The 25,939-nt window shown below is 71.9% G+C and carries 19 protein-coding genes; 5 read left to right on the forward strand and 14 right to left on the reverse strand.

The genetic code is table 11. From position 1 onward, the window contains the following. Window positions 1-95 precede the first annotated feature (95 nt). Genes narI through BLS99_RS11140 form a run of 4 tightly spaced genes read right to left on the reverse strand, consistent with a single transcriptional unit; the run spans window position 96 to window position 6,959 of the window. Window positions 96-839: a respiratory nitrate reductase subunit gamma gene (gene narI / locus BLS99_RS11125; protein WP_091048777.1), complete on the reverse strand. Its 744-nt coding sequence runs from the start codon at window positions 837-839 to the stop codon at window positions 96-98. Next, window positions 836-1,456, reverse strand: a complete 621-nt coding sequence (gene narJ / locus BLS99_RS11130; RefSeq protein ID WP_245712225.1) for a nitrate reductase molybdenum cofactor assembly chaperone — start codon at window positions 1,454-1,456, stop codon at window positions 836-838. Before narJ ends, narI begins: the two co-directional genes overlap by 4 nt. After that, window positions 1,453-3,180, reverse strand: a complete 1,728-nt coding sequence (gene narH, locus BLS99_RS11135) for a nitrate reductase subunit beta (protein WP_091048782.1) — start codon at window positions 3,178-3,180, stop codon at window positions 1,453-1,455. Before narH ends, narJ begins: the two co-directional genes overlap by 4 nt. Next, entirely contained in the window at window positions 3,180-6,959 is a 3,780-nt protein-coding gene (locus tag BLS99_RS11140; protein WP_091048785.1) for a nitrate reductase subunit alpha, read from the reverse strand. The genes narH and BLS99_RS11140 overlap by 1 nt, the downstream gene beginning before the upstream one ends. A 185-nt stretch (window positions 6,960-7,144) precedes the next feature. On the opposite strand from BLS99_RS11140, the gene BLS99_RS11145 reads away from it, so the two are divergent. From BLS99_RS11145 to BLS99_RS11155, 3 genes are all read left to right on the forward strand, one after another. Further along, entirely contained in the window at window positions 7,145-8,341 is a 1,197-nt protein-coding gene (locus tag BLS99_RS11145; RefSeq protein ID WP_091048790.1) for a nitrate/nitrite transporter, read from the forward strand. A gap of 84 nt (window positions 8,342-8,425) precedes the next feature. Next, complete coding sequence (locus tag BLS99_RS11150; RefSeq protein ID WP_091048795.1) at window positions 8,426-9,295, forward strand: ABC transporter ATP-binding protein; 870 nt, start codon at window positions 8,426-8,428, stop codon at window positions 9,293-9,295. After that, window positions 9,292-10,473: an ABC transporter permease gene (locus BLS99_RS11155; protein WP_091048799.1), complete on the forward strand. Its 1,182-nt coding sequence runs from the start codon at window positions 9,292-9,294 to the stop codon at window positions 10,471-10,473. Before BLS99_RS11150 ends, BLS99_RS11155 begins: the two co-directional genes overlap by 4 nt. 59 nt (window positions 10,474-10,532) lie before the next feature. Here BLS99_RS11155 and BLS99_RS11160 read toward each other — a convergent pair whose 3' ends face one another. The 3 genes from BLS99_RS11160 to BLS99_RS11170 all read right to left on the reverse strand — a co-directional run bounded on the left by BLS99_RS11160 (window position 10,533) and on the right by BLS99_RS11170 (window position 14,332). Then, entirely contained in the window at window positions 10,533-11,909 is a 1,377-nt protein-coding gene (locus tag BLS99_RS11160; protein ID WP_091048802.1) for an NCS2 family permease, read from the reverse strand. Between the two features lie 424 nt (window positions 11,910-12,333). Beyond that, window positions 12,334-13,434 (reverse strand): LPXTG cell wall anchor domain-containing protein, encoded by a 1,101-nt coding sequence (locus tag BLS99_RS11165; RefSeq protein ID WP_091048805.1) that lies wholly within the window; start codon window positions 13,432-13,434, stop codon window positions 12,334-12,336. A 232-nt stretch (window positions 13,435-13,666) separates the two neighbouring features. Then, complete coding sequence (locus BLS99_RS11170; RefSeq protein ID WP_091048809.1) at window positions 13,667-14,332, reverse strand: hypothetical protein; 666 nt, start codon at window positions 14,330-14,332, stop codon at window positions 13,667-13,669. Window positions 14,333-14,496: 164 nt separating this feature from the next. On the opposite strand from BLS99_RS11170, the gene BLS99_RS11175 reads away from it, so the two are divergent. Next, a complete protein-coding gene (locus BLS99_RS11175; RefSeq protein ID WP_091048811.1) occupies window positions 14,497-16,761 on the forward strand; it encodes a glycosyl hydrolase family 95 catalytic domain-containing protein in 2,265 nt (754 codons plus the stop codon). Window positions 16,762-16,835: 74 nt separating this feature from the next. Here BLS99_RS11175 and BLS99_RS11180 read toward each other — a convergent pair whose 3' ends face one another. From BLS99_RS11180 to BLS99_RS11200, 5 genes are all read right to left on the reverse strand, one after another. Further along, complete coding sequence (locus BLS99_RS11180; protein WP_143034760.1) at window positions 16,836-17,336, reverse strand: hypothetical protein; 501 nt, start codon at window positions 17,334-17,336, stop codon at window positions 16,836-16,838. Between the two features lie 43 nt (window positions 17,337-17,379). Then, entirely contained in the window at window positions 17,380-17,934 is a 555-nt protein-coding gene (locus BLS99_RS11185) for a hypothetical protein (RefSeq protein WP_091048819.1), read from the reverse strand. 63 nt (window positions 17,935-17,997) lie between these two features. Further along, on the reverse strand, window positions 17,998-18,375 hold the full coding sequence (locus tag BLS99_RS11190) for a hypothetical protein (RefSeq protein WP_091048823.1): 378 nt from the start codon (window positions 18,373-18,375) through the stop codon (window positions 17,998-18,000). A gap of 83 nt (window positions 18,376-18,458) precedes the next feature. Then, window positions 18,459-18,827, reverse strand: coding sequence for a hypothetical protein (locus tag BLS99_RS11195; RefSeq protein ID WP_091048825.1), 369 nt, complete (start codon window positions 18,825-18,827; stop codon window positions 18,459-18,461). Window positions 18,828-19,022: 195 nt separating this feature from the next. Then, on the reverse strand, window positions 19,023-19,871 hold the full coding sequence (locus BLS99_RS11200; protein WP_091048828.1) for a hypothetical protein: 849 nt from the start codon (window positions 19,869-19,871) through the stop codon (window positions 19,023-19,025). A 455-nt stretch (window positions 19,872-20,326) separates the two neighbouring features. Between BLS99_RS11200 and glnII the strand changes: the two genes are divergently transcribed. Further along, window positions 20,327-21,340 (forward strand): glutamine synthetase GlnII, encoded by a 1,014-nt coding sequence (gene glnII, locus BLS99_RS11205; protein ID WP_091048831.1) that lies wholly within the window; start codon window positions 20,327-20,329, stop codon window positions 21,338-21,340. An 81-nt stretch (window positions 21,341-21,421) separates the two neighbouring features. Here glnII and BLS99_RS11210 read toward each other — a convergent pair whose 3' ends face one another. Beyond that, the gene (locus tag BLS99_RS11210; RefSeq protein ID WP_091048833.1) at window positions 21,422-22,735 is read right to left on the reverse strand and encodes a glycosyltransferase; all 1,314 of its coding nucleotides are present in this window, start codon (window positions 22,733-22,735) and stop codon (window positions 21,422-21,424) included. Then, on the reverse strand, window positions 22,732-25,848 hold the full coding sequence (locus BLS99_RS11215) for a glycosyltransferase (protein ID WP_091048837.1): 3,117 nt from the start codon (window positions 25,846-25,848) through the stop codon (window positions 22,732-22,734). Before BLS99_RS11215 ends, BLS99_RS11210 begins: the two co-directional genes overlap by 4 nt. Between the last annotated feature and the right edge of the window lie 91 nt (window positions 25,849-25,939).

The following is a 25,939-nucleotide window of genomic DNA, read 5'->3' on the forward strand; positions in this document are numbered from 1 at the left end:
GGCCGTGCGGTGCGGCCCCTGCGGACGGCCGGTTCTCATGCCGCACGGGTGACCCGGGAGGGCCCGCGCACACCCGTCCGGCGCGGTTTTCCGCTCTAGGTCCAGCCGCGGCGGATGGGCCGGGTGGCCTGGGTGGGCTCCTTGTCGCGGGAGCGGTAGACGACGTAGGGGCGGAAGAGGTACCAGACGGGGGCGCTGAAGGCGTGGACGAGGCGGGTGAAGGGGAAGAGCGCGAAGAGGGCGAGGCCGATGAGGGCGTGGAGTTTGAAGGCGCCGGTGGCGGCGGCCATGGCGGCGACGTCGGGCTGGAGGACGAAGACGCTGCGGAACCAGGGGGAGACGGTCTCGCGGTAGTCGGCCTCGTGAGCGCCGGTGAGGCCGGCGGCGGCGCTGAGGAGGGTGGTGGCGAGGCCGGCGAGGATCGCGGCGACGAGGACGAGGTACATGACCTTGTCGTTGGCGGTGGTGGCGCTGAAGACGGGGCCGGTGGTGCGGCGGCGCCAGATGAGGAGGGCGATGCCGCCGAGGGTGGTCACGCCCGCGACGGCGCCGAGGGAGAGGGCGGTGGCGTGGTACATGTCGTTGGTGATGCCGACGGCGTCGGTCCAGGTCTCGGGGACGAGCAGGCCGACGACGTGCCCGATGACCACCACGAGGAGTCCGAAGTGGAACACGGGGCTGGCGATGCGCAGGAGCCGGGACTCGTAGAGCTGCGAGGAGCGGGTGGTCCAGCCGAAGCGGTCGTAGCGGTAGCGCCAGAGGGTGCCGCCGACGAGGACGGCGATGACGACGTAGGGCAGTGCGCCCCAGAGCATGTAGTCGAGGACGGTCGGGTTCATGTCGCGGCTCCGATCTTGGCGGGCATGCCCAGGGGGACCCTGCCGAACGGGTCGAGTCCTACGTCTTCGGCGGGTGGGCCGGCGGCGGCCAGGCGGGCGGCCTCGCGGCGGGCTTCGTCGGGGGGCGGGAGGGTTGCGGCCACGGCGTCGAGGACAGCGGCGTACGGGCCGCCGGCGAGGGCGGCGCGCAGGAGCTCGATGCCGGGCTGGAAGCGGACGAGGAGCCGTTCGCCCTCCTCCCGGTTCCCTCGCGCGGCGAATTCGAGGACCACTGCCAGGTGGTCGGGCAGTTCGGCGGCGTCGAGTCTCCAGCCGCAGGCGCCATAGATCTCCTTGATGCGGGCGAGGGCGTGCCCGCGCCTGCGGGTGTCGCCGTCGGTGTAGTAGGTCAGGTGGAGCGCCCTGCGGCGCTTGAGGTCGAAGGTGCGGACGTACTCGCCGCCGAGCTCGAGGTCGGTGCGGGCGGCGGCGTAGGCGCAGAACGCGGTCAGCGCCTCGCGGGCCTCGCCGGGAGGGAGTTCGGCGACGGCGGCCCGCACGAGCGGGAGGCGGTCGCGGAAGCCCTGGTCGGGGTAGCACAGGAGCATGGCGGCGGCCTGGCGGATCACGTCGTTCACTTGGGCTCCCCGCTGCCTTCGAGGTACTTGCCGTCGCTCGTGTTCTGGTCGGCCGCATCCCGTTCCCTGTCGGGGAACAGCCCCGGCGGGCGGCCGTTGCCGTCCCAGTTGAGGAGGTTGAAGCGGCGGGCCGGTCCGGAGCGGCCGTCGCTGGTCTGGCGGTCGCGCAGGGCGTGGAAGTTCTCGACCGAGGCCGGCTGCGGCCTCCCGGACGCCTCGCCGAAGGGGACGGCGCCGCCCATGCCGCCCATGCCGGGGCCGCCCTCGAAGTCGAGGCTGCACCCGATCTCGTCGATGACGCCCCGGTCGGCCTCGTCGACGCCGTACGCGGTGGGGATGACGTACCGGTCGTCGTACTTGGCGATCGCGAGCAGCCGGTACATCGCCTCGATGTCGGCGCCGGTCATGCCGACCGCCTCGGCGATCGACTCGTCGGGCTCCTGCCCGAGGTTGATGCGGCGCATGTAGGAGCGCATCGCGGCGAGCTTCGCGAGGACGCGCTTGACCGGCTCGGGGTCGCCCGCGGTGAACAGCTCCGCGAGGTACTCGACGGGGATGCGGAGGGTGTCGATGGCCGCGAACAGGTTCCCGGGGTCCTCCCCGTCGTGCCCGGTCTCGCTGAGCGCGTCGACCACCGGCGAGAGCGGCGGGATGTACCAGACCATCGGCATGGTCCGGTACTCCGGGTGCAGCGGCAGCGCGACCTCGAAGTGCTTGGCGAGCCGGTACACCGGGGACTTGCGCGCCGACTCCAGCCAGCGCTCGGGGATGCCGTCGCGGAGCGCCGCGGCGGCCACCTCGGGGTCGTCGGGGTCGAGGAAGACGTCGAGCTGGGCGGGGTAGAGGTCGTGCTCGTCCTTGACGGCGGCCGCTCTGCCGACCCGTTCGACGTCGTAGAGGACGACGCCGAGGTAGCGCAGGCGGCCCACGCAGGTCTCGGAGCAGACGGTGGGCATGCCGACCTCGACGCGCGGGTAGCAGAGCGTGCACTTCTCGGCCTTGCCGGTCTTGTGGTTGAAGTAGACCTTCTTGTAGGGGCAGCCGGTGACGCACATGCGCCAGCCGCGGCACTTGTCCTGGTCGACCAGGACGATGCCGTCCTCGGCTCGCTTGTACATGGCGCCGGAGGGGCAGGAGGCGACGCAGCTGGGGTTGAGGCAGTGCTCGCAGATGCGCGGCAGGTAGAACATGAACGCCTGCTCGTACTCGAACCTGACCTTGTCGCCGATCTTCTGCACGATCGGGTCGTTCGACGCCAGCTCTTCGCCGCCGGCGAGGTCGTCGTCCCAGTTGGCGCTCCACGTGATGGGCATGGGCTCGCCGGTGAGGAGCGAGCGCGGCCGCGCGCCGGGGATGTCGTCGCCCAGCGGCGCGGTGACGAGGTGCTCGTAGTCGTACGTCCAGGGCTCGTAGTAGTCCTGGATGGCGGGCATCTTCGGGTTGGCGAAGATCGTGGCGAGTTTCTTGAGGCGCCCGCCCGCGCGGGGCTTGAGGCGCCCGGCGGCGGTGCGCTTCCACCCGCCCTGCCAGCGCTCCTGGTCCTCGTGGCGGCGCGGGTAGCCCTGGCCGGGGCGGGTCTCGACGTTGTTGAACCACACGTACTCGACGCCGGAGCGGTTGGTCCACGCCTGCTTGCACGTGACCGAGCACGTGTGGCAGCCGATGCACTTGTCGAGGTTCATCACCATGGCGACCTGGGCCATGACCTTGCCGATGCGTGCCATCAGTACGTCACCTCGGTGGTTCGCTTGCGCACGACCGTGACCTCGTCGCGCTGGTTGCCGGTGGGGCCGATGTAGTTGAAGGCGTAAGAGAACTGGGCGTACCCGCCGATGAGGTGGGTGGGTTTGACGAGGAGGCGGGTGAGCGAGTTGTGGATGCCGCCGCGCTTGCCGGTGGTCTCGGTCTTCGGGACGTCGACCACCCGTTCCTGGGCGTGGTACATGTAGACCGTCCCTTGCGGCATGCGGTGCGAGACGACGAGGCGGGCGGCGACGACGCCGTTGCGGTTGACGGCCTCGACCCAGTCGTTGTCCTTGGCGCCGATGGCCTCGGCGTCGGCGGGGCTCATCCAGATGTTGGGGCCGCCGCGCGAGAGCGTGAGCATGAGCAGGTTGTCCTGGTACTCGGAGTGGATGGACCACTTCGAGTGCGGGGTGAGGTACCTGACGGCGACGGCCTTCTCACCGGTGGGCCCGACCTCGGGCTCTCCACTGTGCTTCCCGGTTCGGATCGCAGGCTCTCCGAACAGGGCTGCCATGTTCAGCGGCGGCCGGTAGACCGGCAGCGCCTCGCCGAACTCGTGCATCCAGTCGTGGTCGACGTAGAAGTGCATGCGTCCGGTGAGGGTGTGCCAGGGTTTGTCGTGCTCGATGTTGATGGTGAACGGCGAGTACCGGCGGTCGTGGGCCTCCTTGCCGGACCATTCGGGGCTGGCGCCGACGGGGGTGGGGCCGTGCTGGGTGTCGGAGAAGACGACGCGGCGCTCGGCGGCGCCGTGGACGAGTTCGCTGAAGTCGGTGCCCGTTCGGGCGGCGAGGCGCTCGAACCCCTGGGCGGCGAGGCGGCCGTTGCTGGTCCCGGACAGGGCCAGGATCATCTCGCACGCCTTGACGTCGGTGTCGATGAGCGGGCGGCCGATCGCCGGGTGCTGCCGGGAGGTGCCGTTCCTGGCCGCGAGCCAGCCGATCTCGGCGTCGGGGGTGAACGAGACGCCTTTGACGGGCAGGCCCTTGGTCTCGGTGAGCGGCCCGAGCGCGGCCATCTTGGCGGCGACGGCGGGGTAGTCGCGTTCGACGGGGATGATCGCGGGCATGGTCTTCCCCGGAACGGGCGGCACGCCCGCGGCCTTCCAGTCGGGGGCGGTGCCGCGCGGCTGGGCGAGTTCGCCGGGCGTGTCGTGCTGGTGGGGGGCCGCGACGAGGTCGACGGCGGTGCCGAGGTGGTCTTCGGCGAGTTCGGAGAAGCGGCGCGCGAGGGCGTGGAACGTCTCGAAGTCGGTGCGGGCCTGCCAGGGCGGGTCGATCGCGGGCGAGAACGCGTGCACGTACGGGTGCATGTCGGTGGTGGACAGGTCGTGCTTCTCGTACCAGGTGGCGGCCGGGAGCACGAGGTCGGAGAGGAGGGTCGTGGAGGTCATGCGGAAGTCGAGGGAGAGCAGCAGGTCGAGCTTCCCCTTGGGCGCCTTGCCGTGCCACACGACGTCGTCGGGGCGGTGCTCGGGTCCGGCCTCCTGCCCCTGGACGGAGTTCTGGGTGCCGAGGAGGTGCTTGAGGAAGTACTCGTCGCCCTTCGCGGAGGACCCGAAGAGGTTGGCGCGCCACACGGTGAGCACGCGCGGCCAGTTCTCGGGGGCGTCGGGGTCCTCGCAGGCGAAGCGGAGGTCCCCGTTCGCGAGTTCGCGGGCGATGTACGGGCCGGGTTCGAGTCCCGACTCGTGCGCCTCGCGGGCGAGCAGGAGCGGGTTGCGGTCGAACGTGGGGTAGGAGGGCATCCAGCCCATGCGGGCGGAGGCGGCGACGAGGTCGGCGGTGTGCCTGCCCGCCAGGCGGTTCGGGCCGGTGGCCGACAGGAGCGCGTCGGCGTCGTAGGTGTCGTAGCGCCACTGGTCGGTGTGCAGGTACCAGTAGGGGGTGGCGGCCATGAAGCGCGCGGGCCGGGTCCAGTCCATCGCGGAGGCGTACGCGGCCCAGCCGGTCTGGGTGCGGCACTTCTCCTGGCCGACGTAGTGGGCCCAGCCGCCGCCGTTGACGCCCTGGCAGCCGGTGAGCAGCAGGAGCGTCAGGAACGAGCGGTACATGGTGTCGCCGTGGAACCACTGGTTGGTGCCGGCGCCGAGGACGATCATGGCACGCCCGCCCGAGTCCCTGGCGGTGGCGGCGAACTCGCGGGCGATGCGCGCGATCCGGTCGGCCTTGACGGAGGTGACCGAGGCGGCCCACGCGGGCGTGCACGGCTCGGCCGCGTCCTCGTAGCCGGTCGGCCAGCGCCCGGGCAGGCCCGGCCGCTCGACCCCGTACTGGGCCAGGAGCAGGTCGAACACGGTGGTGACGAGTCGCCCGGCGACCCGGCGGACCGGGACGCCCCGCTCCGACACGTCGCCGTCCTCGGGGCCGGTGCCGTCGTTCAGATTCACACTGTCGTTCAGATTCACACTGTCGTTCAGGTTCACACTGTCGTTCAAGCTCACGCTGTCGAAACGCGGCAGCGCGACCACTGCCGTCTCGGCGCCCTCCTCGTAGAGCGAGAGCCGGGGCGTGACGCCCTCGAGGTCGAGGTTCCACTTCCCGGGCCGGTCCTCGTCCCAGCGGGTGCCGAGGGTCCCGTTGGGCGCCACCGGCTCCCCGGTGGCCTCGTCGAGGAGCACCGGCTTCCACTCCGCGTACGGGTCCTCCCCCGGCAGGGCGTCGCGGCGCAGGAACTTCCCGGGCGTCACGCGGCCGTCGCGCTCGTCGAGCTCGACGAGGAACGGCAGGTCGGTGTACTTGCGCACGTAGGCGTCGAACGCCTCGGTGCGCTGCTCCACGAAGTGCTCCTTGAGGATCACGTGGCCCATGGCCATCGCCATCGCGCCGTCGGTGCCCGGGTGCGGGGCCAGCCACTCGTCGGCGAACTTCGCGGCGTCGTTGTAGTCGGGGGCGACGGTGACGACCTTCTGGCCCCGGTAGCGGGCCTCGGCCATCCAGTGCGCGTCCGGGGTGCGCGTGACGGGCACGTTCGATCCCCACAGGACCAGGTAGGCCGCGTCCCACCAGTCGCCGGACTCGGGCACGTCGGTCTGGTCGCCGAAGACCTGCGGGGAGGCCACCGGCAGGTCCGCGTACCAGTCGTAGAACGAGAGCATGGAGCCGCCGAGGAGGTTCACGAAGCGGGCGCCCACGCCGTGGGAGACCTGCGACATCGCGGGGATCGGCGAGAACCCGGCGATGCGGTCGGGCCCGTAGGCGCCGATGGTGTGGACGTGCGCGGCCGCGGCGATCTCGACCGCCTCGTCCCAGGTGATGCGCACCAGCCCGCCCTTGCCGCGCGCCGACTGGTAGCGCTCACGCTTGACCGGGTCGGTGGTGATCTCGGCCCACGCCGCGACCGGGTCGCCCAGGCGCGCCTTGGCCTCGCGGAACATCTCGACGAGCACCCCGCGCCCGTACGGGTAGCGCACCCGCGTGGGCGAGTAGGTGTACCAGGAGAACGCGGCCCCGCGGGGGCACCCGCGCGGCTCGTACTCGGGCCGGTCCGGGCCCACCGACGGGTAGTCGGTCGCCTGGGTCTCCCACGTGATGATGCCGTCCTTGACGTACACGTTCCACGAGCACGAACCCGTGCAGTTGACGCCGTGCGTGGAGCGGACGACCTTGTCGTGGGACCAGCGGTCGCGGTAGAACACGTCCCCCTCGCGCCCGCCCTCCTTGAAGACCGCGCGCAGGTCCCCGGTCGCCTCGGACCGGGTGAGGTGGACGCCCGTGCGCAGCAGCAGGGCGGAGGCGGGCTGGTCGGATCGGGCCACGCTGGTCTCCCCCTCGGTCGGGCGGCGTCCCCCTGCGCGGAAGCAGGCGCCCGCTGCCCAGATTAGGGTCTTCGGTCCCCGCAAAGAGGACTAATCGGCATACTGTCCCCGGGCCCGTGCCCGGGCCCCCGCGCCGCCGGTCCTGCGAGGACCGCGGCGGGCACCGTGCACAGAGGAGGCCGCCGATGGGCAGCACCGACACCGTCCGGCGCGGCGCCGGGAGGAACCTGGCGCTCGCCACCGCCGCGTTCGCGCTGACGTTCTGGGCGTGGAACCTCATCGGCCCGCTCTCCAAGACCTACGCCGACGACCTCGCCCTGAACCCGACCCAGACCTCGGTCCTGGTCGCGTTCCCGGTCCTGGTCGGCGCGGTCGGGCGCATCCCGGCGGGCATCCTCACCGACCGCTTCGGCGGCCGGGTCATGCTCACGGCCGCGTGCTTCGCGTCGATCGTCCCGGTGCTGCTGGTCGGCCTCTCGGGCGGCTCGTACGCGGCGCTGCTCGCCTCCGGGTTCCTCCTCGGCCTCGCGGGCACCTCGTTCGCTGTCGGCATCCCGTTCGTGAACGCCTGGTACCCGCCCGCGCGGCGCGGCTTCGCCACCGGGGTCTTCGGCGCGGGCATGGGCGGCACCGCGCTCTCGGCGTTCCTCACCCCGCGCCTGGTCGACGGGATGGGGCTGCTGCCGACGCACCTGCTCATGTGCGCCGCGCTCGCGGTCATGGGGTTCGTGTGCTGGTCCTTCGCGCGCGACGCCCCGCAGTGGGCGCCGACCACCGAGCCGGCCCTGCCGCGCCTCAAGGGGGTCATGAGACTCAAGGTCACGTGGCAGATGTCGCTGCTGTACGCGGTGGCGTTCGGCGGGTTCGTGGCGTTCTCCACCTACCTGCCGACGATGCTGGTGACCGCGTACGACCTCGCGCAGACCGACGCGGGCCTGCGCACCGCCGGGTTCAGCCTCGCCGCGGTCGTCGCGCGCCCGGCCGGCGGCATCCTCTCCGACCGGGTGGGGCCGCTGAAGATCTGCCTCACCTCGTTCTTCGGGGCCGCGGTCATGGCGGTCCTCCTGGCGTTCGAGCCGCCGCTGGAGGTCCCCGCGGGCACCTGCTTCGTGCTCATGGCCCTGTTCCTGGGCCTGGGCACCGGCGGCGTGTTCGCCCTCGTCGCCGAGCTGGTCGAACCGGCCCGGGTCGGCGGCGTCACCGGGATCGTCGGCGCCGCGGGCGGCCTCGGCGGGTACTTCCCGCCGCTGGTCATGGGCGCGGTGTACCAGGCGCGGGGCGACTACTCGATCGCGCTGCTGCTGCTGGCGCTGACGGCGCTGCTGGTCGGCGTGTTCGCGCTCCAGGCGTTCCGGCGGCCCCAGGCCGCCGTGCCTGCGTGATTACTTCTCGCGAATGAAGCGGACCGGGCCGGAATCAACCTCAAGCATGAGGAACCGGCCCGGCCCCGCATCTAGGGTGAAGTCATGTTGGAAATCAAGGACCTGCACAAGCGGTTCGGCGACACCGTTGCCCTCGACGGGGTGTCGCTCTCGGCCGAGGCGGGCGAAGTCGTCGGGTTCGTCGGCGCCAACGGCGCCGGGAAGACCACCACCATGCGCATCGCCATGGGCGTGCTCGCCGCCGACTCCGGCCAGATCGTCTACGACGGGGCGCCGCTCGGCGTCGAGCAGCGCCGCCGCTTCGGCTACATGCCCTCCGAGCGCGGCCTCTACCCCAAGATGAAGACCGGTGAGCAGGTCGCCTACTTCGGCGAACTCCACGGGATGACCAAGGCCGAGGCCAAGCGCTCCGCCGCCGAGCTCCTGGAGCAGCTCAGCCTCACCGAGCGCATCGGCGACTTCGTCCAGGACCTCTCGCTGGGCAACCAGCAGCGCGTCCAGCTCGCCGTCTCCCTCGTCCACGACCCCGAGGTGCTCATCCTCGACGAGCCGTTCTCCGGCCTCGACCCGATCGCGGTCGACGTCATGGGCACCGCGCTGCGCGACCGCGCCGCCGCCGGCGCCCCCGTCATCTTCTCCAGCCACCAGCTCGACCTCATCGAGCGGCTCTGCGACTCCGTCGTCATCATCGGCAACGGCAGGATCATCGCCTCCGGGCCGGTGGACGAGCTCAAGGCCAAGGAGGTCAAGCAGCTCCGCATCAGCGTCGAGACCGGCGAGGACCTGACCGCGCGGTTCTCCGGGACCGTCACCCGCGACGGCGACGACTACCTCATCGAGGACGGCGACGACCAGGAGGCGCTGCGCATCGCCGCCGCCGCCGGGCGCGTCACCCGCTTCGCCTACGACCAGCCGACCATCGCCGAGATCTTCCGAGAGGCCGTGACCCGATGACGCAGAACGAACCCTCGAAGATGCGCGGGCTCATGCTCGTCGCCGGGCGCGAGATCCGCGTCCGCGGCCTGTCGAAGTCCAACGTCATCAGCCTCGTCGTCACCGTCGTCATCGTCGGCATCCTCGCCGCGCTCCCCAGCCTCATCGGCGGGGACGACAGCGACACCAGGGTCGGCCTCTCCGGCGACACCGCGCCCGCCATGCAGGCGCAGCTCGAAGCCATGGGCGGCTTCGACATCACCGTCTTCGACACCGCCGACGAGGCCGAGCGGGCGGTGGAGGACGAGACCGTCGACGCGGCCGTCGCCGACGGCTCGCTCTTCAGCCTCGACGGCATCGGCAACGAGGACGAGACCAAGATCGACGCCGCCTGGCAGACCGCCAGCGTCCAGACGAACCTGTCGGACGCCGGGCTCAGCGACCAGCAGATCGGCGAAGCGCTCACCGTGCAGCCGCTGGAGTTCGTGACCCTGGAGTCCGAGGGCGGCGTCAGCAGCACCCTCGACTACTTCACCGGCCTCATCATCTCCATCATCATGTTCATGATGCTCATGACCCCGGTCCAGTACATCGCCATGGGCGTCGTCGAGGAGAAGTCCAGCCGGATCGTCGAGATCCTGCTGACCAGCCTCAAGCCCTGGCAGCTCCTGGGCGGCAAGGTCATCGGCCTCGGCGTGATCTCCCTGGTCAACCTGATCGCCATGGTCGCCGTCGGCCTCGGCGTCTCGGCCGCCACCGGGATGCTCTCCGACCTGCCGCCGGGCACCGCCGGCGCGGCGGTCTCCTCGATCGGCTGGTGGCTCATCGCGTTCGCGCTGTTCGGCACCCTCGCCGGCGGGGTCGGCTCGCTCGTATCGCGCCAGGAGGAGTCCGGGTCGGTCCTGACCCCGCTTATCATGTCGCTGACGCTCTCCTACCTCGGCGCGATCTTCCTGCTCAACGCGCCGACGAGCACGTTCGCGGAGGTCCTGTCGATCGTCCCGCCGTTCTCCGGCATCGCGATGCCCACCCGCATGGCGATCACCGAGGTCCCGGCCTGGCAGATCGGGCTCTCCGCCCTGCTCCTGGCGCTCGCCGCGGCCGGGGCGCTCGCGCTCGGCTCGCAGCTGTACAAGCGCAGCGTCCTGTACACCGGCTCGCGCATGAAGATCAGCGAGGCGCTCCGCCGCGCCGCCTAGGCGCCCGAGGCGAAAGGGCCCGGGAGGAGATCCTCCCGGGCCCTTCGACGTGCGGTTCCCTATTCGGTGAGGAACAGGAAGTAGCCGATCGAGGCGAGCATGAGCACCCAGGCGATCGGGTGGACCTCCCGCCAGCGGCCCTTGGCGGCCATCATGATCGGGAAGAACACCAGGCCCAGGGCGATGCCGTTGGAGATCGAGTACGTCAGCGGCATCGCAGCGACGATGAGGAACGCCGGGATCGCGTACTCCAGCTTCGCCCACTCGATCTCGCCGAGCGCCTTCGCCATGAGCACGCCCACGACGATGAGCGCGGGCGCGGTGACCGCCGGGTTGTTGGCGACCAGGCCGAACACCGGGAACGCCACCAGCGACACGATGAACCAGAACCCGGTCGTCACCGCGGTCAGGCCGGTGCGGCCGCCGACCGAGACGCCCGCGGTCGACTCGATGTACGCGGTCGTGGTCGAGGTGCCGAGGACGGCGCCCGCGGAGGTCGCGATCGAGTCGGTGGCGAGGGCGCGGCCGGCGCGCGGCAGCTTGCCGTCCTTGACCAGGCCCGCCTGGCCGGCGACGGCGAAGAGCGTGCCGGCGGTGTCGAAGAAGTCCACGAACAGCATGGTCAGGATGACCGCGATCATGTGCACGGTGAACGCGTCCTCGAAGCCGGTGAAGGCCGCGCCGAACGAGTCGAGGTTCGGGGTGAAGCCCTCGGCGAGTTCGAAGTCGATGACACCGGTGAGGACGCCCAGGACCAGCGTGGCGAGCATGCCGTAGAACACGCCGCCCTTCCAGCCCAGGACCATGAAGACCGCGGTGGCGACCAGGCCGAACACGGTGAGCAGGACCGTCCCGGAGGTGAAGTCGCCGATCGTCACGAGCGTGGCCTCGGAGCCGACGACGATGCCGCCGCCCTTGAGGCCGATGAACGCGATGAACAGGCCGATGCCCGCGCCGACCGCCAGCTTGAGCTGCGCCGGGATCGCGTTGATGATCGATTCGCGCGCGCCGGTCACGGCGAGGATGAAGAACAGCACGCCGGAGACGAGCGTGCCGGTGAGCGCGGTCTGCCACGGGATGCCGAGCGTGAGCACCACGGTGAAGGCGAAGAACGCGTTCAGGCCCATGCCGGGGGCGGTGGCGATGGGGTAGCGGGCCCACAGGCCCATGACGAGGCAGCCGAGCGCCGAGGCGAGCGCGGTCGCGGTGAAGACCGCGCCCGGGTTCGGGGCGTCGACCCCGGCCGCGGACAGGCCGAAGCTGAGGATGCCGGGGTTGACCGCGAGGATGTAGGCCATCGCGAGGAAGGTCGTGGTCCCGGCGAGGACCTCGCGCTTCCAGTTGGTCTGGTTCTCGGTCATGCCGAAGTACTTGTCGACGCGTCCCGGTTCGGGCTCGGGCGCGTCCTTCTTCTCTTCTGTGGCTTCAGTGGCCATGTGGCGGGCACTCCTGTGCGGGCGTGGTGGATGCCGGGCAGCAGGCACCATGGGAAACAGGGTAATGGGGCAGGTACTGAACCTGCGGGTAATGTACCGGGTCCGCCACGGAAAGAGAAGCGAGCAGGGCGCGAAGTTGTGAGTTTTACACACTCTTCACAGGCCGGGGACAAGGCGACGCCCCGGAGCCAAGGGGGGGACGGCTCCGGGGCGTCGACTTAGGGTCGAGCCCCCGGTGGCAGGATTCCGGGGGCTCGACAAGGACCGCACCGTCAAGCAGCGGGCGGTAGTCGGAGGTCTCGCCCCGGCGCGCACTCCGCCGGGCTCCCTGCCCTGAGACAACTGCTAAACGCGGCGGCACCGCATGCGGTTGCATAACGGTTCCATAACGGGCGCGATTTTTTTCGGACCGCGCCCGCACCCCCTACTGCTCCTCGACTTCCTTGCGGCGGCGCAGGAACACGAGGATCACGATGCCGGCGACGAGCGCGATGGCGGCGCCGACCAGGTAGTACGTGAGGGACGAACCGGTCGTCGGCAGCGCCGACCCGGCCGGGGAGGTCGACACCGAGCCGGGAGCGGAACTGGTCGCGGCGGCCGAGCTCGACTCGGTGGCACTGGACGACTCCTCGGTCCCGGTGGTGGCCTCCTCGGACGTGGTCTCCTCGGACGAGGTGGTCTCTTCTTCAGAGGTCGTCTCCTCCTCAGAAGTGGTCTCCTCCTGGGAGGTGGTCTCCTCTTCGGAGGTGGTCTCCTCCTCGGAGGTCGTCTCCTCTTCCGAGGTGGTCTCCTCCTCAGATGTCGTTTCCTCTTCCGAGGTGGTCTCCTCCTCGGAAGTCGTTTCCTCTTCCGAGGTGGTCTCCTCCTCGGAAGTCGTTTCCTCTTCCGAGGTGGTCTCCTCCTCAGAAGTCGTCTCTTCCTCGGAAGTGGTCTCCTCTTCCGAGGTGGTCTCTTCCTCGGAGGTCGTCTCCTCCTCCGAGGTGGTCTCCTCGGACGAGGTCGTCTCCTCAGACGAGGTGGTCGGCTCCTCGCTGGGGGTCTCCTCCCCCGGGGGCTCCTCGGTCGCGGGGCAGGTGTGGGTCAGGTTGAACTTGGCCTTGTCGTCCTGCTTCTTGAGCTTGACCTCGGCCTCGGCGTCGACGAGCGTGAGCCCGGCGGGCGTCACGATGTACGCCTTGTTGTTCCCCGAGCCCGAGACGATCCCGCCGTGGTCGTTCGTGTTGTAGAACCAGGTGTCGCCGTCCTCGTCCTCGAACTCGGCCTCGATGTAGCGGAAGTTCCCCTCCGCCTTGACCGAGGCCGGGAGCACGAAGACCCAGCCGTCGAGCCAGTCGTCGGTGTCGTCGGGGATCTGGTCGCAGCTGTTCTTGAAGTCCTCGGCGGTCGTCGGGACGTTGCCGTGGTTGATCGGGATGAACTGCGTGTCGCCCGCGAGCGCGGGCACGGCGAAGGCGAGCGCGACGGCTCCGGCGAGGCCGGAGGCGAGCATGGCGCCGGCCAGCTTCTGATGGCGTGAGAGTTTCAAGGGAGTGCACTCCGTGATGGGTCGTCGGAGGTGTCGAACGTGCCGGTTCGACGGCGCCTGGGCCAGGCGCGGACGAGATGACCACGCAGGCGGGTGCACGGCAGTTGCACCCCGAACGGGTGGTTCCGGGATTCGTCCGAACGGCTGACCTGCCAATCCATCCCGAAATCGCCGAAAAACGACGGCGTCCCCGGGGCCGAGGCCCTGAGGACGCCGTGTCGGGAGGTTCGGTCTAGGACTCCTGGGACTCGCGGCGGCGCAGGATCAGGAGCAGTGCGGCGCCCGCTGCGGCGAGGGCCGCGGCCGTGACGAACGCGGTCCCGAGCGGGAGTCCGGTCACGGGCAGGATCGGGCCGGTCGGGGAGCTCGACTCCCCGGCGCTCGGGCTCTCCTCGCCAGAGGTGGACGGCTCCTCGCTCGGCGAGGTCGGCTCCTCGGTCGCCGAGGGCTCTTCGGTCGGCGCGCCGAGGCAGGTGCGGTCGAGGTCGAAGGTCGCGCCTTCGGCGGGGTCCTCGACCAGGGCGTCGGCGTCGAGGAGGGTCCAGCCGGTCGGCGCGGTGACGTACGCCGAGTCCGCGCCGAGGACGCCGCCGTGGACCCCCATGGTGCGGGTGCGCTCGCTGCCGGTCGCGTCGGCGTAGGTCGCGGTGATGTCGATGAAGCCGCCCTCGGCCTCGGCCTCGGCGGGGAGCCGGAAGATCCAGTAGTCGTGGTCGTCGCTCGGTTCGGTCAGGCCCTCGCAGGAGTGGGTGCCGAACTCCTCTGCGGTGGTGGGGATCTGGTCGCGGTCGACGAGGATGATGACCTCGGCGGCCTGTGCGGGTGCGGCGAGCGCGAGGACCGCGGCGGTGCCGGCGGCGGCCGCGAGGCCGGTGGTGAGGGAACGCTTGATTCGCATGGAGGGGACTCCGAACGGCTCGACCGGAGGTGTGACCCTGCCGGATGCGGAGGTGGGCATTAGCATCACGTTCGGCGTTGAGCTGCGGTTGCGTCCGCGTTCACCTGTTGTTCAGCAGGACCGGGCCGACGCTCGCGGCGGCATGGATCCTATAGGATACCGGCATGTCGCGAGCACTGAAGCTGAGCTATGACGCACCCGCGGAAGCCTGGCACGACGGCCTCCCCCTGGGGAACGGCCGGATCGGGGCCATGCTGTGGGGGGACCGGATCGACCTGAACGAGGACGGCTTCTGGGCGGGCGGCGGCGCGCACCCCGTGCCCGACGGCGTCGAGGGCATCGCGGCCGAGGCCGCCGAGCTGGTGCGCCGCGGCGAGTACTTCGCCGCCGATCAGCTCGTCTCCCGCCTCCAGGGCCCGAGCCCCCACGCCTACCAGCCCGCGGGCGCGTTCATCGCGGTCCACTCCGACTCCACCTCCGACCCCGAGACCGGCACCGAGCACCGCGAGCTCGACCTGCGCGACGGTGTCGCGACGGCCGTGCGCGGCCGGGTCCGCCAGGAGGTCTTCGCGTCGGTCGCCTACGACGTCATCGCGATCCGCTGGAGCGCCGACGAGCCGTTCGACCTCGATCTGCGCTTCGCGTGGCCGCACGAGGGCGGCTCGACCGTCGCCGACTACGACGAGTTGAGCTTCACCGGGCACGCGCCCGTGAGCGTCCAGAGCGGCACGCCCGACTACTCGTCCACCGCGGGCGTGCGCCGGCTCGGCCTGAACGCGCAGCTGCGCTGCGACGGCGACGCGGCCCCCGCCGAGGGCGGGCACCGCTTCACCGGCTGCCGGGAAATCGAGGTCTACCTGGCGCTCCGCTCCGACTTCGACGGGGACGCGGCCCTCGACCGGGCGCGGGACGAGGCCCGGCGCGCCGCAGCGAACGGCTGGAAGGGCCTCCTCCACGACCACGTCGCGGCCCACCGGTCCGTGATGGACCGGGTCGGCCTCGAACTCGGTCCGCAAGAGCCCGTTGAGGAACCGACCTCGGAGCGGCTGCGCCGCCGCGCGGCGGGCGGGTCCGACGAGGGCCTGGCGGTGCTCGCGTTCCAGTTCGGGCGCTACCTCCTGGCCGCGTCCTCGCGGCCGGGCACGCAGGCCGCGAACCTCCAGGGCATCTGGAACGACCGGGTCACGCCGCCGTGGAACTGCGACTACACCACCAACATCAACGTCGAGATGAACTACTGGCCCGCCGAGACCTGCGGCCTGCCGGAGTTCCACGAGCCGCTGTTCGACCTCGTCGACGGGCTCGCGGCCACCGGTGCCGAGACCGCGCGGAGGCTCTACGGCGCGGGCGGCTGGTGCTGCCACCACAACACCGACTACTGGCGCCTGACCACGCCCGTCGACGGCCGGGCCTGCTGGCAGGCGTGGCCGATGGGCGGGCTGTGGCTGTCGATGCACCTCGCCGAGCACTGGAGGTTCGGGCGCGACGAGGAGTTCCTGGCCGACCGGCTCCCCGTGGTCCTCGGCGCGGCGCGCTTCGCGTTCGACCGCCTCTCGGAGGGCAGGGACGGCACGCTGGTCACCAGCCCCGCGTCGAGCCCGGAGAACGAGTTCGTCACGCCGCAGGGGAACTCGGCGATCGACGAGTCGACGGGGATGGACGCGGCGCTCGTGCGCGAGCTGTTCGCGTTCGTGGTCGAGGCCGCCGACGTGGTCGCCGAGACCCTGCACGGCGCGGACCTCCAGCTCGTCAAGGACATCGAGGAGGCGCTGCCGCGCCTGGCCGGCCCGAAGGTCGGCGCCGACGGGCGGCTCCTGGAGTGGGCGGACGAGCGCGAGGAGGCCGAGCCGCACCACCGGCACGTCTCGCACCTGTACGGGGTCTTCCCCGGCGACTCGCTCGCCGACTCCCCCGAGCTGCTCGACGCGGCCCGCAAGAGCCTCGAAGCGCGCGGCGACGCCGGGACCGGCTGGTCGCTCGCGTGGAAGACCGCGCTGTGGGCGCGCCTGGGCGACGGCGACCGGGCGCACCGGCTGCTCGGGGAGTTCCTGACCCCGGTCGGGTTCCGCGGCGAGGGCGCGGAGTACGCCGACGGCGGCGTCTACTCCTCGCTGCTGTGCGCGCACCCGCCGTTCCAGATCGACGGGAACTTCGGGACGACCGCGGCGATCGCCGAGATGCTGGTGCAGTCGCACCGCACCGACGACGGCGACCCGGTGATCGAACTGCTCCCGGCGCTGCCGGGCGCGTGGCCCGAGGGCGAGGTGCGGGGCCTGCGGGCCCGCGGCGGGGTCACCGTCGAGCGCCTGGCCTGGAAGGACGGGGAGGTCACGGACCTGGAGCTGGTGTCGGCCGGCGGCGCGCGGGTGCTGGTGCGGGGCCAGGCCGTGCACCTCGCGGCCGGCGTCCCGTGGACGCTCGCGGTCTGAAGCGGCTTTAGGACACAGGGGAGCGGCCGGAGTCCAGAGGACTCCGGCCGCTTGGGTATGAAAGACGATCCCGGTCAGCAGGTGGACGTGACGTTCGCCTGTCCGACAGAGAAACCGCAGACGGACCACTGGAAGGCTCCGGTGGTGTCGGCGTTGACCAGCGACATCCCGCTCCCGGGACTGACCGGTTCCTGCGGGCCCTGGATCGAGTTGTCGCACACGGCGCCCTGGGCCTCGGCCGCGACCGCGACCCCGCAGACCTTCCACTTCGCGAAGTTCCGCAGGTCGACGTTGGCGAGCGAGGCGCCACCGTAGCCCGCGGGGGTCTCCGGAAGGGCCTCGCCGTGCGCCATCTCGTCCGGTGCGGGCGATCCGAGGACCGTCCCGCAGGCCATGTCCGTGATCGCGCCGGCCTGGTCGGACTCGCAGACGCCGGGAAGGACCGAGTCGTGCTCGGACTCCACGGTGGCGAGCGTCAGCCAGTCGGGTGTGGAGGCCTGGGCCGCCCCGCCCGTGAGCGCCGCTGCCGCGGCGGCTGCGGCGGCCGAGACCGCCACCATGGTGGTGTTTCGCATGTTCCTCTACCTTTTCTCGACCAAACCGGGGGAGGCGACTGGTCTAGTAGTCGCCCTGGTCGTCGCCCTTGTCGGGGTGGTCGCCGTCGTCGGAGACGTGGTCGGCGTTGAGGCACTGCTGGTTCCACGACGGCGCGACGAGCACGTTCTGGCCGCAGATCTGCCAGTGCGCGGCCGAGGAGGCGTCGAGGTTGGCGGCCGAGACCTCGCTGGAGTCGATGCCCGAGCCCGCGTTGTCGCCGAAGTGGTCGCGGTTGTCGCAGACCTGGTCGAACGACTGGGCGAGCACGTTCTGGCCGCAGATCTGCCAGTGCGCGGCCGAGGAGGCGTCGACGTTGGCGAGCGAGACGTCGCCGGCGTCGACGCCGGAGCCCTGGTCGTCGCCGAAGTGGTCGCGGTTGTCGCAGTTCTGGTCGTACGACTGGGTCAGGATGTTCTGACCGCAGATCTGCCAGTGCGCGGCCGACGACGCGTCGACGTTGACGAGGGACACGGGGCCGGCGTTGACACCGGAGGCCGCGGCCATGACGGGCGAAGCCGCACCGAGGGCGGCGACGGCGCCGGCAGCGGCGGCGGTGACGGCGAGAACCTTGCGCATGTGATGAGTCCTTTCGTAAGTGACGGGGCGGGCCCTCAGGCTGAGGGCCCGCCCCCGGTCGAATTACTCGGCCGCGTGGGTCAGGTGGTCGTAGTTCTTGCAGTCCTGGTCGAGCGACGGCGCGACGCCGACGTTCTGGCCGCAGATCTGCCAGTGGGCGGCGTCCGAGATGTCCAGGTTGCCGAGCGACACGTCGCCCGCCTGCACACCCGACTGCGGGCCCATCCCGATGTGGTCGCGGTTGTCGCAGTTCTGACCGAACGACTGGGTCAGCACGTTCTGGCCGCAGATCTGCCAGTGGGCCGCGCTGGAAGCGTCGATGTTCACCAGGCTGACCGGGCCCGCCCAGACGCCCGAGTTCTGGGCCATGGCGGTCCCGGCGGAGCCGAGAGCGGCGACCGCTCCGGCAGCGGCGGCGGTGACGGCGAGAGCCTTGCGCATTGTTTGTTCCCCGTTCTTCGTCGGATTTCTTGGTGATTCCGCGGGGCGGTCCGTCCGGTGAGGACGGCCCGCCCTGGGAGGTCCTACTCGTTCAGGTGGTCGTAGTTCAGGCACTGCTGGTCGAGCGACGGCGAGACGCCGACGTTCTGGCCGCAGATCTGCCAGTGGGCGGCGTCCGAGACGTCCAGGTTGGCCAGCGACACGTCGCCCGCCTGGATGCCGGACTGCGGGCCGGGGCCGATGTGGTCGCGGTTGTCGCAGACCTGGCCGAACGACTGGGTCAGCACGTTCTGGCCGCAGATCTGCCAGTGGGCGGCCGAGGAGGCGTCGATGTTCACCAGGCTGACCGGGCCTGCCCAGACGCCGGAGTTCTGGGCCATGGCGGAGCCGGCGGAGCCGAGAGCGGCGACGGCGCCGGCAGCGGCGGCGGTGACGACGAGAGCCTTGCGCATGAGTTGCGGTTTCCTTCTGGGTTGTGCGCCCGATCGTTCGGGCGGCTTTCTCTGATGTCCACCGCCCCTGCGGGGGCGGCGGTGACGGCCTGCCGCGCGTCGGCGCGCCGGACGGCCCGGGCGCGAGGCCCGGAGCACTGACCGAGGGGGAGGCGAAGGCGGACTTCGATTCCCGCGCGTCGACGCGCGGCGGCCCTAGTCTGGGGCGACGGACAGCTCGGCGGCGCGGTCCAACGGCCGCCCCAATTCCCCGATCACCGTGCGGGAGAGTGACACCTCTTCCCCCCCGGCGGACGGGGAGACGCAGACAGCGTTGTGGCCGCTGTCGACGCTGATACCGGCGGTCGAGCCAGTGGCTCCACCGGGGATGATCTTCAGGCCGGGAAGCGCGGGGCCGTGGTGCCCCCACGGCTTCGCCGCGGTGCGCGGCGCGCCGCCCACCGCTTCGACCTCGGACTGGTCCGTCCCCCGCGAGCCGTGATCGGCTGCGGAGCACTCGAAGGCGGCGGCCGGCCGGCCGCTGGGCGCTCCTCGGAGCGCCGCCGCCACCTCGCTGGAGTCGGTACTCGCCGCAAGTGTGGTGAAGCTCGGCTGTCCTGCGGCAGCGGCGAGGACGCTCCCGGGCGTCGTCGCGTCGCCGAGACGCAGGCCATCGGTCACCAGTCGCGCCAGGTCGCCGACCTGATCGGTCGGGGGCGCGACAGTCTCATAGACACCGGACACCACGGGGGCGGGGCGGTCCGCGATGGACGCCGTTCCCTGCACGAGGGTTCCCACCAGTGGTGCCACTACTTCGGCGGTGCCGTCTCCGACGGACTTGTCGTCCAGGTCGAGCAAGCCGGGTCCGGCACCGGTCGGCAGCACGGAGTGCACGGCCTCGTCCGTCTCGTCCACCAGTGATCCCATCGGCGCTGACAGGCCCGACACCAGCCCCGTGACCTCCCCCTGCACCGCCGGCGTCCGATGTCCCTGCTGGTTCTGCGGGACCAGTCGCGCGGCCAGGCGCGACATGTCGGAGACCTCTGCGGAGAGGGGGTCGGTCATCGCGGCAAGGCCCTGCGATGATGCGGAATCGTCTGATGCCCAAGCGGAAGTCGCCAATGCGAAGGCCCCCAAGAGAAGAGAGCCGAATGCTGTGAGCGCGGCGCCGAGGAGGAACCGGAGCACGCTGAGGCGGCGAGAACTCCCGCTGCCTCCGGCGATGCGTCCCATCGTCTCCCCCGTCGTCCTGAACCTGAGTCGCGAGCGGTCCCGCCGCTCGCACAGGTATGAACGAGAACGGACCAACGGGGGATACGGGGTGAATCAGATTTTCTCCCCGAAATAGGGCGAGAAGGACTCACAGCCCCTCGTTCCTCACGCACAGCACCGGTTAACACACTGTTTACAAGTGATCAACGAGCGGGAAATTGCCGTTTGGGAGCGTGGCAGCACAGCCCCAGGCCCGGCCGGTCCGAGCCCCGAGCTGGACCGCGTATTGAAGAAGGGCTCCCAACCTGATGGCGATCAAAGCCGAGTACATCTGGATCGACGGCACCGAGCCGACGGCCAAGCTGCGTTCCAAGACCAAGATCCTCGGCGCCGGCGAGGAGCCGCCGATCTGGGGATTCGACGGCTCCAGCACCAACCAGGCCGAGGGCCACACCTCGGACTGCGTGCTGCGCCCCGTCAAGGTCGTGCCGGACCCCATCCGCGGCGGCGAGCACCTCCTGGTCCTGTGCGAGGTCCTCGACATCGACTTCACCCCGCACCCCTCGAACACCCGCGCCGCCGCGGCCGAGACCGCCGAGCGGTACGCGGGCCAGGAGTCCTGGTTCGGCATCGAGCAGGAGTACACCTTCATGGTCGGCGAGCGCCCGCTCGGCTTCCCCGAGGGCGGCTACCCGGCCCCCCAGGGCGGCTACTACTGCGGCGTGGGCTCCGACGAGATCTTCGGCCGCGAGATCGTCGAGAAGCACCTCGACAACTGCCTCGCCGCCGGGCTGCCGATCTCCGGCATCAACGCCGAGGTCATGCCCGGACAGTGGGAGTTCCAGGTCGGCCCCGCCTCGGCCCTGGAGGTCTCCGACTCGCTGTGGCTGGCCCGCTGGCTGCTGTACCGCACCGCCGAGGAGTGGAACGTCTCCGCGACCATCGACCCCAAGCCCGCCAAGGGCGACTGGAACGGCGCCGGCTGCCACACCAACTTCTCCACCAAGGCGATGCGCGAGGACTACGAGCCCATCATCGCCGCGTGCGAGGCCCTGGGCGAGAAGGCCGCCGAGCACATCGCCGTCTACGGCGACGGCATCGCCGACCGCCTGACCGGCGCCCACGAGACCGCCCACTACACCGAGTTCTCCTACGGCGTCTCCAACCGCGGCGCCTCGATCCGCATCCCGTGGCAGGTCGAGAAGGACAAGAAGGGCTACCTCGAGGACCGCCGCCCCAACGCCAACATGGACCCCTACCTCGTCACCGGCAAGATCGTCGACACGGTCTGCGCGGCTCTGGAGAAGAAGGGCCTGGTCTAGCCCCCAGGACTCCCCGGAACGGGAGGAGGGGCGCAGCGGAATCCGCTGCGCCCCTTCGCTTTGCCCTGAGTGCGGCCCGGTTCAGCGGGCGGCGGCGACCCCGAGTCCGGCGACGCGGCGCAGCAGCGCCGCGTGCGAGAACCGCTCCTCGACCGCCTTGAGCCCGCGCTCCCGCTGGGCCGCATAGGCTTCCGGGTCGGCGACGAGGGCCCGGACGGTCGCGGCGACCTCTTCCGGCTCGCAGTAGACCGCGGCGTCGCCGAACAGCGGCGCGAACCGCGGGTCCATGACGGCCGGCACGCCCGAGGCCATGGCCTCCAGCGGCGCGAGGCCGAACGCCTCCCGGCCCTCGGCCGCGATGAAGTACACGAACACGTCCAGGTCCCGCAGGAACGAGCGGGCGGTCGTCGACCCGAACGGCAGCACCGTCCAGTTCTCCGGCAGCGGTCCGAGCCGCTCGGCGACGGTGTCGGCGCCGCCGAGGATCCGCACGTCGAAGTCGGCGGACACGGGGTAGGCCGCCTCCAGGGCCTCGCGGGTCTGCGGCCACTTGAGCGCGTGGTCGCGGGTGTGGCGCCCGATCCGGATCGGGCCGCCGGACGGCGCGTCCTCGCGGTCGCCCCCGCCCCACAGGGCCGGGTCGAGGCACTCGTGCCAGTCGTCGGCGGCGAGGCGCACGCCGTCGAGCTCGGCGGCGTGGTGCGTCCCCAGGACCTCGCGGACCATGGGGCCCACCGGGTACCAGGTGCACTCGCCGACCCACTCGTCCATGCTGGCGCGGACGCGCGCGACGTCCCACGCCTCCTCCGCGCCGCCGTCCTCGCCGTAGTACTTGAACGGGGTCTGGTTCACCACGAGCACCGTGCGGTCCGCCTCGATCGCGGGCATGTCGTCGCGGCGGCGCAGGACCACCGTCGGCAGGCGCACCACCAGGAGCGCGCACCGGACCGAGTCCCAGGCGCCGATGAGCCGGACCAGGTCGCCGTCGACCTGGTCGGCGATCTTCGGGTTCAGCGGGCGCGAGACGTCCCAGTGGAACACCGGGTGGTGCAGCAGGCCCACGCGCAGGCCCGCGCGGCGGTACGCGGTGACCTCCTCGGCGACCGCGGTGGTGTTCCCGCCCGGCAGCGCGAAGTGGGACACGATGACGATGTCGAAGTCCAGGTGCCGGTCCTCGGCGCGCGCGGCGCGGCGGCGGCGCTGCCAGTCCAGCAGCAGCCCGCCGGCGGCGAGGCGGGTCGCGGGGGTCTCGCCGGCGTCGCCGACGAGCCGGCGCAGCTCGGGCGCGGCCTCGGTGGAGAACCCGTGCTCCAGCCGGGCGCCGAGCTTCGCGAGGAGCCGGCGCCTGCTGGAGGTGACCTGGCCGAGGTCCTGCTCGGCGGGCTTCGCGCTCATCGCCGCATCGCCGCCTCCGGCACCGCGATGCCCAGGTCCGCGGCGCGGCGCAGCAGCGCCTCGTAGGAGAAGTCCCGCTCGGCCTTCGCGAGCGCGCGGGCCGACAGCTCCGCGTACCGCTCGGGGTCGTCCATGAGGTCGCGCACCACCGACTCGACCTCGCCGGGCTCGCAGTAGACCGCGCCCTCGCCGAACAGCGGCTCGAAGCTGCGCGGCAGGACGCACGGCAGGCCCACGGCCATGGCCTCCAGGGGCGTGCGGCCGAACGCCTCGTCGCCGGACTCGGCGATGAAGAACACCACCGCGTCGAGGCCGTGCAGGAACTCGCGGGGCCGCTCGGAGCCGAACGGCAGCACCGTCCAGTTCTCGGGCAGGCGCCCCAGCAGGCGCTTCGCGGCGCGGGCGCCGCCGAGGACGTGGATCTCGAAGTCCTCGGACGGCGGGTAGCAGGCGAGGAGGTCGGCCGGCGTCTCCGGCCACTTGCGGGCGTGGTCGCGGGCGTGGCGGCCGATCCGGATCGGCCCGCCGCCGGGGCGGCGGCCCTCGCGGTGCCACTCGGCGACGTCGAGGACCCCGTACCAGTGGTCGGCGGCGATGTCGATCCCGGCGGTCTCGGCGGCGTGCTCGGTCTCCAGGACCCGGCGGACCACCGGGCCCTGCGGGTACCAGGTGTGCTCGCCGAGCCAGCCGGTGAGGTTGCGGTGGACGGTGCCGACGTCCCAGGTGAGGCGGCGCCCCTCGGCCGCGCCGTAGAACTCGTGCGGCGGCTGGTTCACCACGAGGATCGTGCGCCGCGCCTCCAGGTGCGGCAGGTCCTCCATGGGGCGCATCATGATCCGGGGGAACCGGACGATGGCGAGGTCGCAGGCGACGCGGTCGTGGGCGCCGATCCAGACCACGCCGTCGTCGTCGAGGAGCTCGCGGATCTTCTCGTTGAGCGGGCGGTCCAGCGGCCAGTCGTACACCGGGTGGTGCAGCAGGCCCACGCGCAGGCCCGCGCGACGCAGCGCCCGGACCTCCTCGGCGCTGGAGGAGGAGCTGCCGCCGGGGAGCATGAAGTTCGAGATGACGACGACGTCGAGGGCGAGGTCGCGGCGCTCGGCGCGGTCGTCGGCCTCGTACCAGTCGGCGAGGAGCGCGGTCGCGGCGAGCCGGAACTCGGCCGACTCGGACTCGTCGGCGGCGGTGCGGCCGAGGTCGTCGGCGGCCGACGCGGACCAGCCGCCGGAGAGGCGGGTGCGCCACAGTTCCATCAGGAGCTTCTGCGGCTCGGTGAGCCCGGGGACTGCCGGGCCGCGCAGGAGCCGCCGGGCGAGGGACCGGCCGCGGCCGGCGGCGCGGCGCAGGGCCGCGCGCTTGCCGCGCAGCAGCCGCTTCGCGACGCGCTTCGGCAGCCGGGCGCCGCGGGCGGCACTCGCCCGCAGGCGCACCGCCGCGGAGGGGCGCGCGGGCGCCTCGTCCTCGGTGAGCGGGGGCGGCGGGAGGACGCGGACGGCGGTGCCGGGGAAGTCCACGGCGACCGCGGCGCCGACCTCCTCGTCGGCGGCGGCGACCTCGCCCGCGTCGATCTCGTCGAGGCCGACCCACTCCACGCCGAGCGCGGCCGCGCGGGCGACCGGGGCCGCCGCGATCGGCACGTACTTGTCCTCCACGGACGCCCAGCTCTGGTAGTGCACCAGCGCGACGGCGACCCCGGCGCCCACGTCCTCGGCGAGCGCGTCGAGCGCGGCGCGCTGCGCGGGCCCGTCGTAGCGCCAGTCGGCGACGTACACGCGGTCGGCGCTCCGCGGCCGGGCCGCCGCGCCGAGGATGCTGCGGGGCGCCGGGAAGGGCCGGACGCGGGCGGGCGCGGCGATGAGCGGCTTCGCGCGCCGCTGCTGGATCGCCTTGTGCCAGTGGTGGAACCCGGCTTCGTACGCGGCGCGGGACGGGTGCATCCAGCCGTCGCCGACCTCGCTGGAGGACAGCGAGGCCGCGTGCAGCCGGATCACGGTGTGGTGGTCCTCCATGCCGATCCAGCGGCGGGACCCGAAGGTCTTCTGGAGGCGGAGCCGGAACTCGGTGTCGGCGCCCTTGCGGGCGGCGTCGAAGTACCCGAGCTTCTCCCGGACGGGCTTGGCGCGGTACATGACCGAGGTGGAGCTGACGGCCGTCACACTGCGCCCGGGCGCGGTGAACAGGCGCAGGTCGCCGGTGGCGCGCACGCCGCGGCTGACCGACATGACGAGCTGGTCGCCCTCGCGCAGCGGCCGCGACTGCTCCTGGAGCCAGCGCGGGTGGGCCCAGTCGTCGGCGTCGAGCCCGGTGACGAACTCGCCGCGTGCCTCGGCGAGCGCGCGGTTGCGGGCGCGGTAGGTGCCGCCGTTCTCCGGCTGGACGAGGACGCGGACGCGCTCGTCGAGGGATCCGGCCTCGGCGAGCGTCTCGGCGTACTCGGGTCCGGAGGCGTCGTCGACGACCAGCAGCTCCCAGTCGGCCCAGGTCTGGGCGACGACCGAGCGGACGGCGGTGAGGAGTTCGGCGCCGGGCCGGTGCGCGGTCATGACGACCGAGACGAGGGGCCCGGAGCGGGTCCCGGCGGGGAGGGTCGAGCGGAGGCGGTCGAGCAGGGGCGCGTCCGGTGCGGGGTCGAGCGCGATCCCGGTCCAGCCGGTGAAGGCCGTGAAGTGCTCCAGGAAGACGGCCTCGTCGCCGCCGTCGGCGGCGTGCGAGAGTTCGGCGCGGACGGCGGAGGCGAGCCCGGCGGGGAGCCGGTCGCCGTCGGCGAGCAGGCGCTCGACCCGCTCCCGGTCGCCGGAGCGGACCGCGAGGCGCAGGTGCAGGCCGCGGTGGAGCTCGGTCATGCGCCCGCCGGCCCCCGCGCGGGCCCGGTCGTACAGCTCCAGCGCCGCGTCGAGGTCGCCGGGCTCCCCGGGCCGCATGGCGAGCGTGCGGGCGAGTTCGCACAGCGCGTCGGGGTCGCGCTCGGCGCGGACCGCGAGCACGCCGCGGCCGATCGCGGAGCCGCCTCGGATCGCGGCGGCGGCAATGGCGCCGAGGGGCGCCGACGCCAGTGCCGGCCGCTGCCCGACGAACGCGAGGACGTCGTCGCGCGGGTCAAGTTGATCGGTCATGGGTCCAATACGGGGACGGGGCAGCCGAGCTGCGTTTCCTGGCTGAGGAGTGGCACCGGTCCTGAGGGACCGGGACCGGCGGCCGCGAACG

It is taken from the genome of Glycomyces sambucus (assembly GCF_900102815.1).
GTDB lineage: Bacteria > Actinomycetota > Actinomycetes > Mycobacteriales > Micromonosporaceae > Glycomyces > Glycomyces sambucus.

Excerpts from the sequence above, each read along its gene's own strand:
- narI (WP_091048777.1), bottom strand. The coding sequence starts at position 839 with ATGAACCCGACCGTCCTCGACTACATGCTCTGGGGCGCACTGCCCTAC.
- narH (WP_091048782.1), bottom strand. The coding sequence starts at position 3,180 with ATGGCACGCATCGGCAAGGTCATGGCCCAGGTCGCCATGGTGATGAAC.
- BLS99_RS11145 (WP_091048790.1), top strand. The coding sequence starts at position 7,145 with ATGGGCAGCACCGACACCGTCCGGCGCGGCGCCGGGAGGAACCTGGCG.
- BLS99_RS11150 (WP_091048795.1), top strand. The coding sequence starts at position 8,426 with ATGTTGGAAATCAAGGACCTGCACAAGCGGTTCGGCGACACCGTTGCC.
- BLS99_RS11155 (WP_091048799.1), top strand. The coding sequence starts at position 9,292 with ATGACGCAGAACGAACCCTCGAAGATGCGCGGGCTCATGCTCGTCGCC.
- BLS99_RS11160 (WP_091048802.1), bottom strand. The coding sequence starts at position 11,909 with ATGGCCACTGAAGCCACAGAAGAGAAGAAGGACGCGCCCGAGCCCGAA.
- BLS99_RS11170 (WP_091048809.1), bottom strand. The coding sequence starts at position 14,332 with ATGCGAATCAAGCGTTCCCTCACCACCGGCCTCGCGGCCGCCGCCGGC.
- BLS99_RS11175 (WP_091048811.1), top strand. The coding sequence starts at position 14,497 with ATGTCGCGAGCACTGAAGCTGAGCTATGACGCACCCGCGGAAGCCTGG.
- BLS99_RS11180 (WP_143034760.1), bottom strand. The coding sequence starts at position 17,336 with ATGCGAAACACCACCATGGTGGCGGTCTCGGCCGCCGCAGCCGCCGCG.
- BLS99_RS11185 (WP_091048819.1), bottom strand. The coding sequence starts at position 17,934 with ATGCGCAAGGTTCTCGCCGTCACCGCCGCCGCTGCCGGCGCCGTCGCC.
- BLS99_RS11190 (WP_091048823.1), bottom strand. The coding sequence starts at position 18,375 with ATGCGCAAGGCTCTCGCCGTCACCGCCGCCGCTGCCGGAGCGGTCGCC.
- BLS99_RS11195 (WP_091048825.1), bottom strand. The coding sequence starts at position 18,827 with ATGCGCAAGGCTCTCGTCGTCACCGCCGCCGCTGCCGGCGCCGTCGCC.
- BLS99_RS11200 (WP_091048828.1), bottom strand. The coding sequence starts at position 19,871 with ATGACCGACCCCCTCTCCGCAGAGGTCTCCGACATGTCGCGCCTGGCC.
- glnII (WP_091048831.1), top strand. The coding sequence starts at position 20,327 with ATGGCGATCAAAGCCGAGTACATCTGGATCGACGGCACCGAGCCGACG.
- BLS99_RS11210 (WP_091048833.1), bottom strand. The coding sequence starts at position 22,735 with ATGAGCGCGAAGCCCGCCGAGCAGGACCTCGGCCAGGTCACCTCCAGC.
- BLS99_RS11215 (WP_091048837.1), bottom strand. The coding sequence starts at position 25,848 with ATGACCGATCAACTTGACCCGCGCGACGACGTCCTCGCGTTCGTCGGG.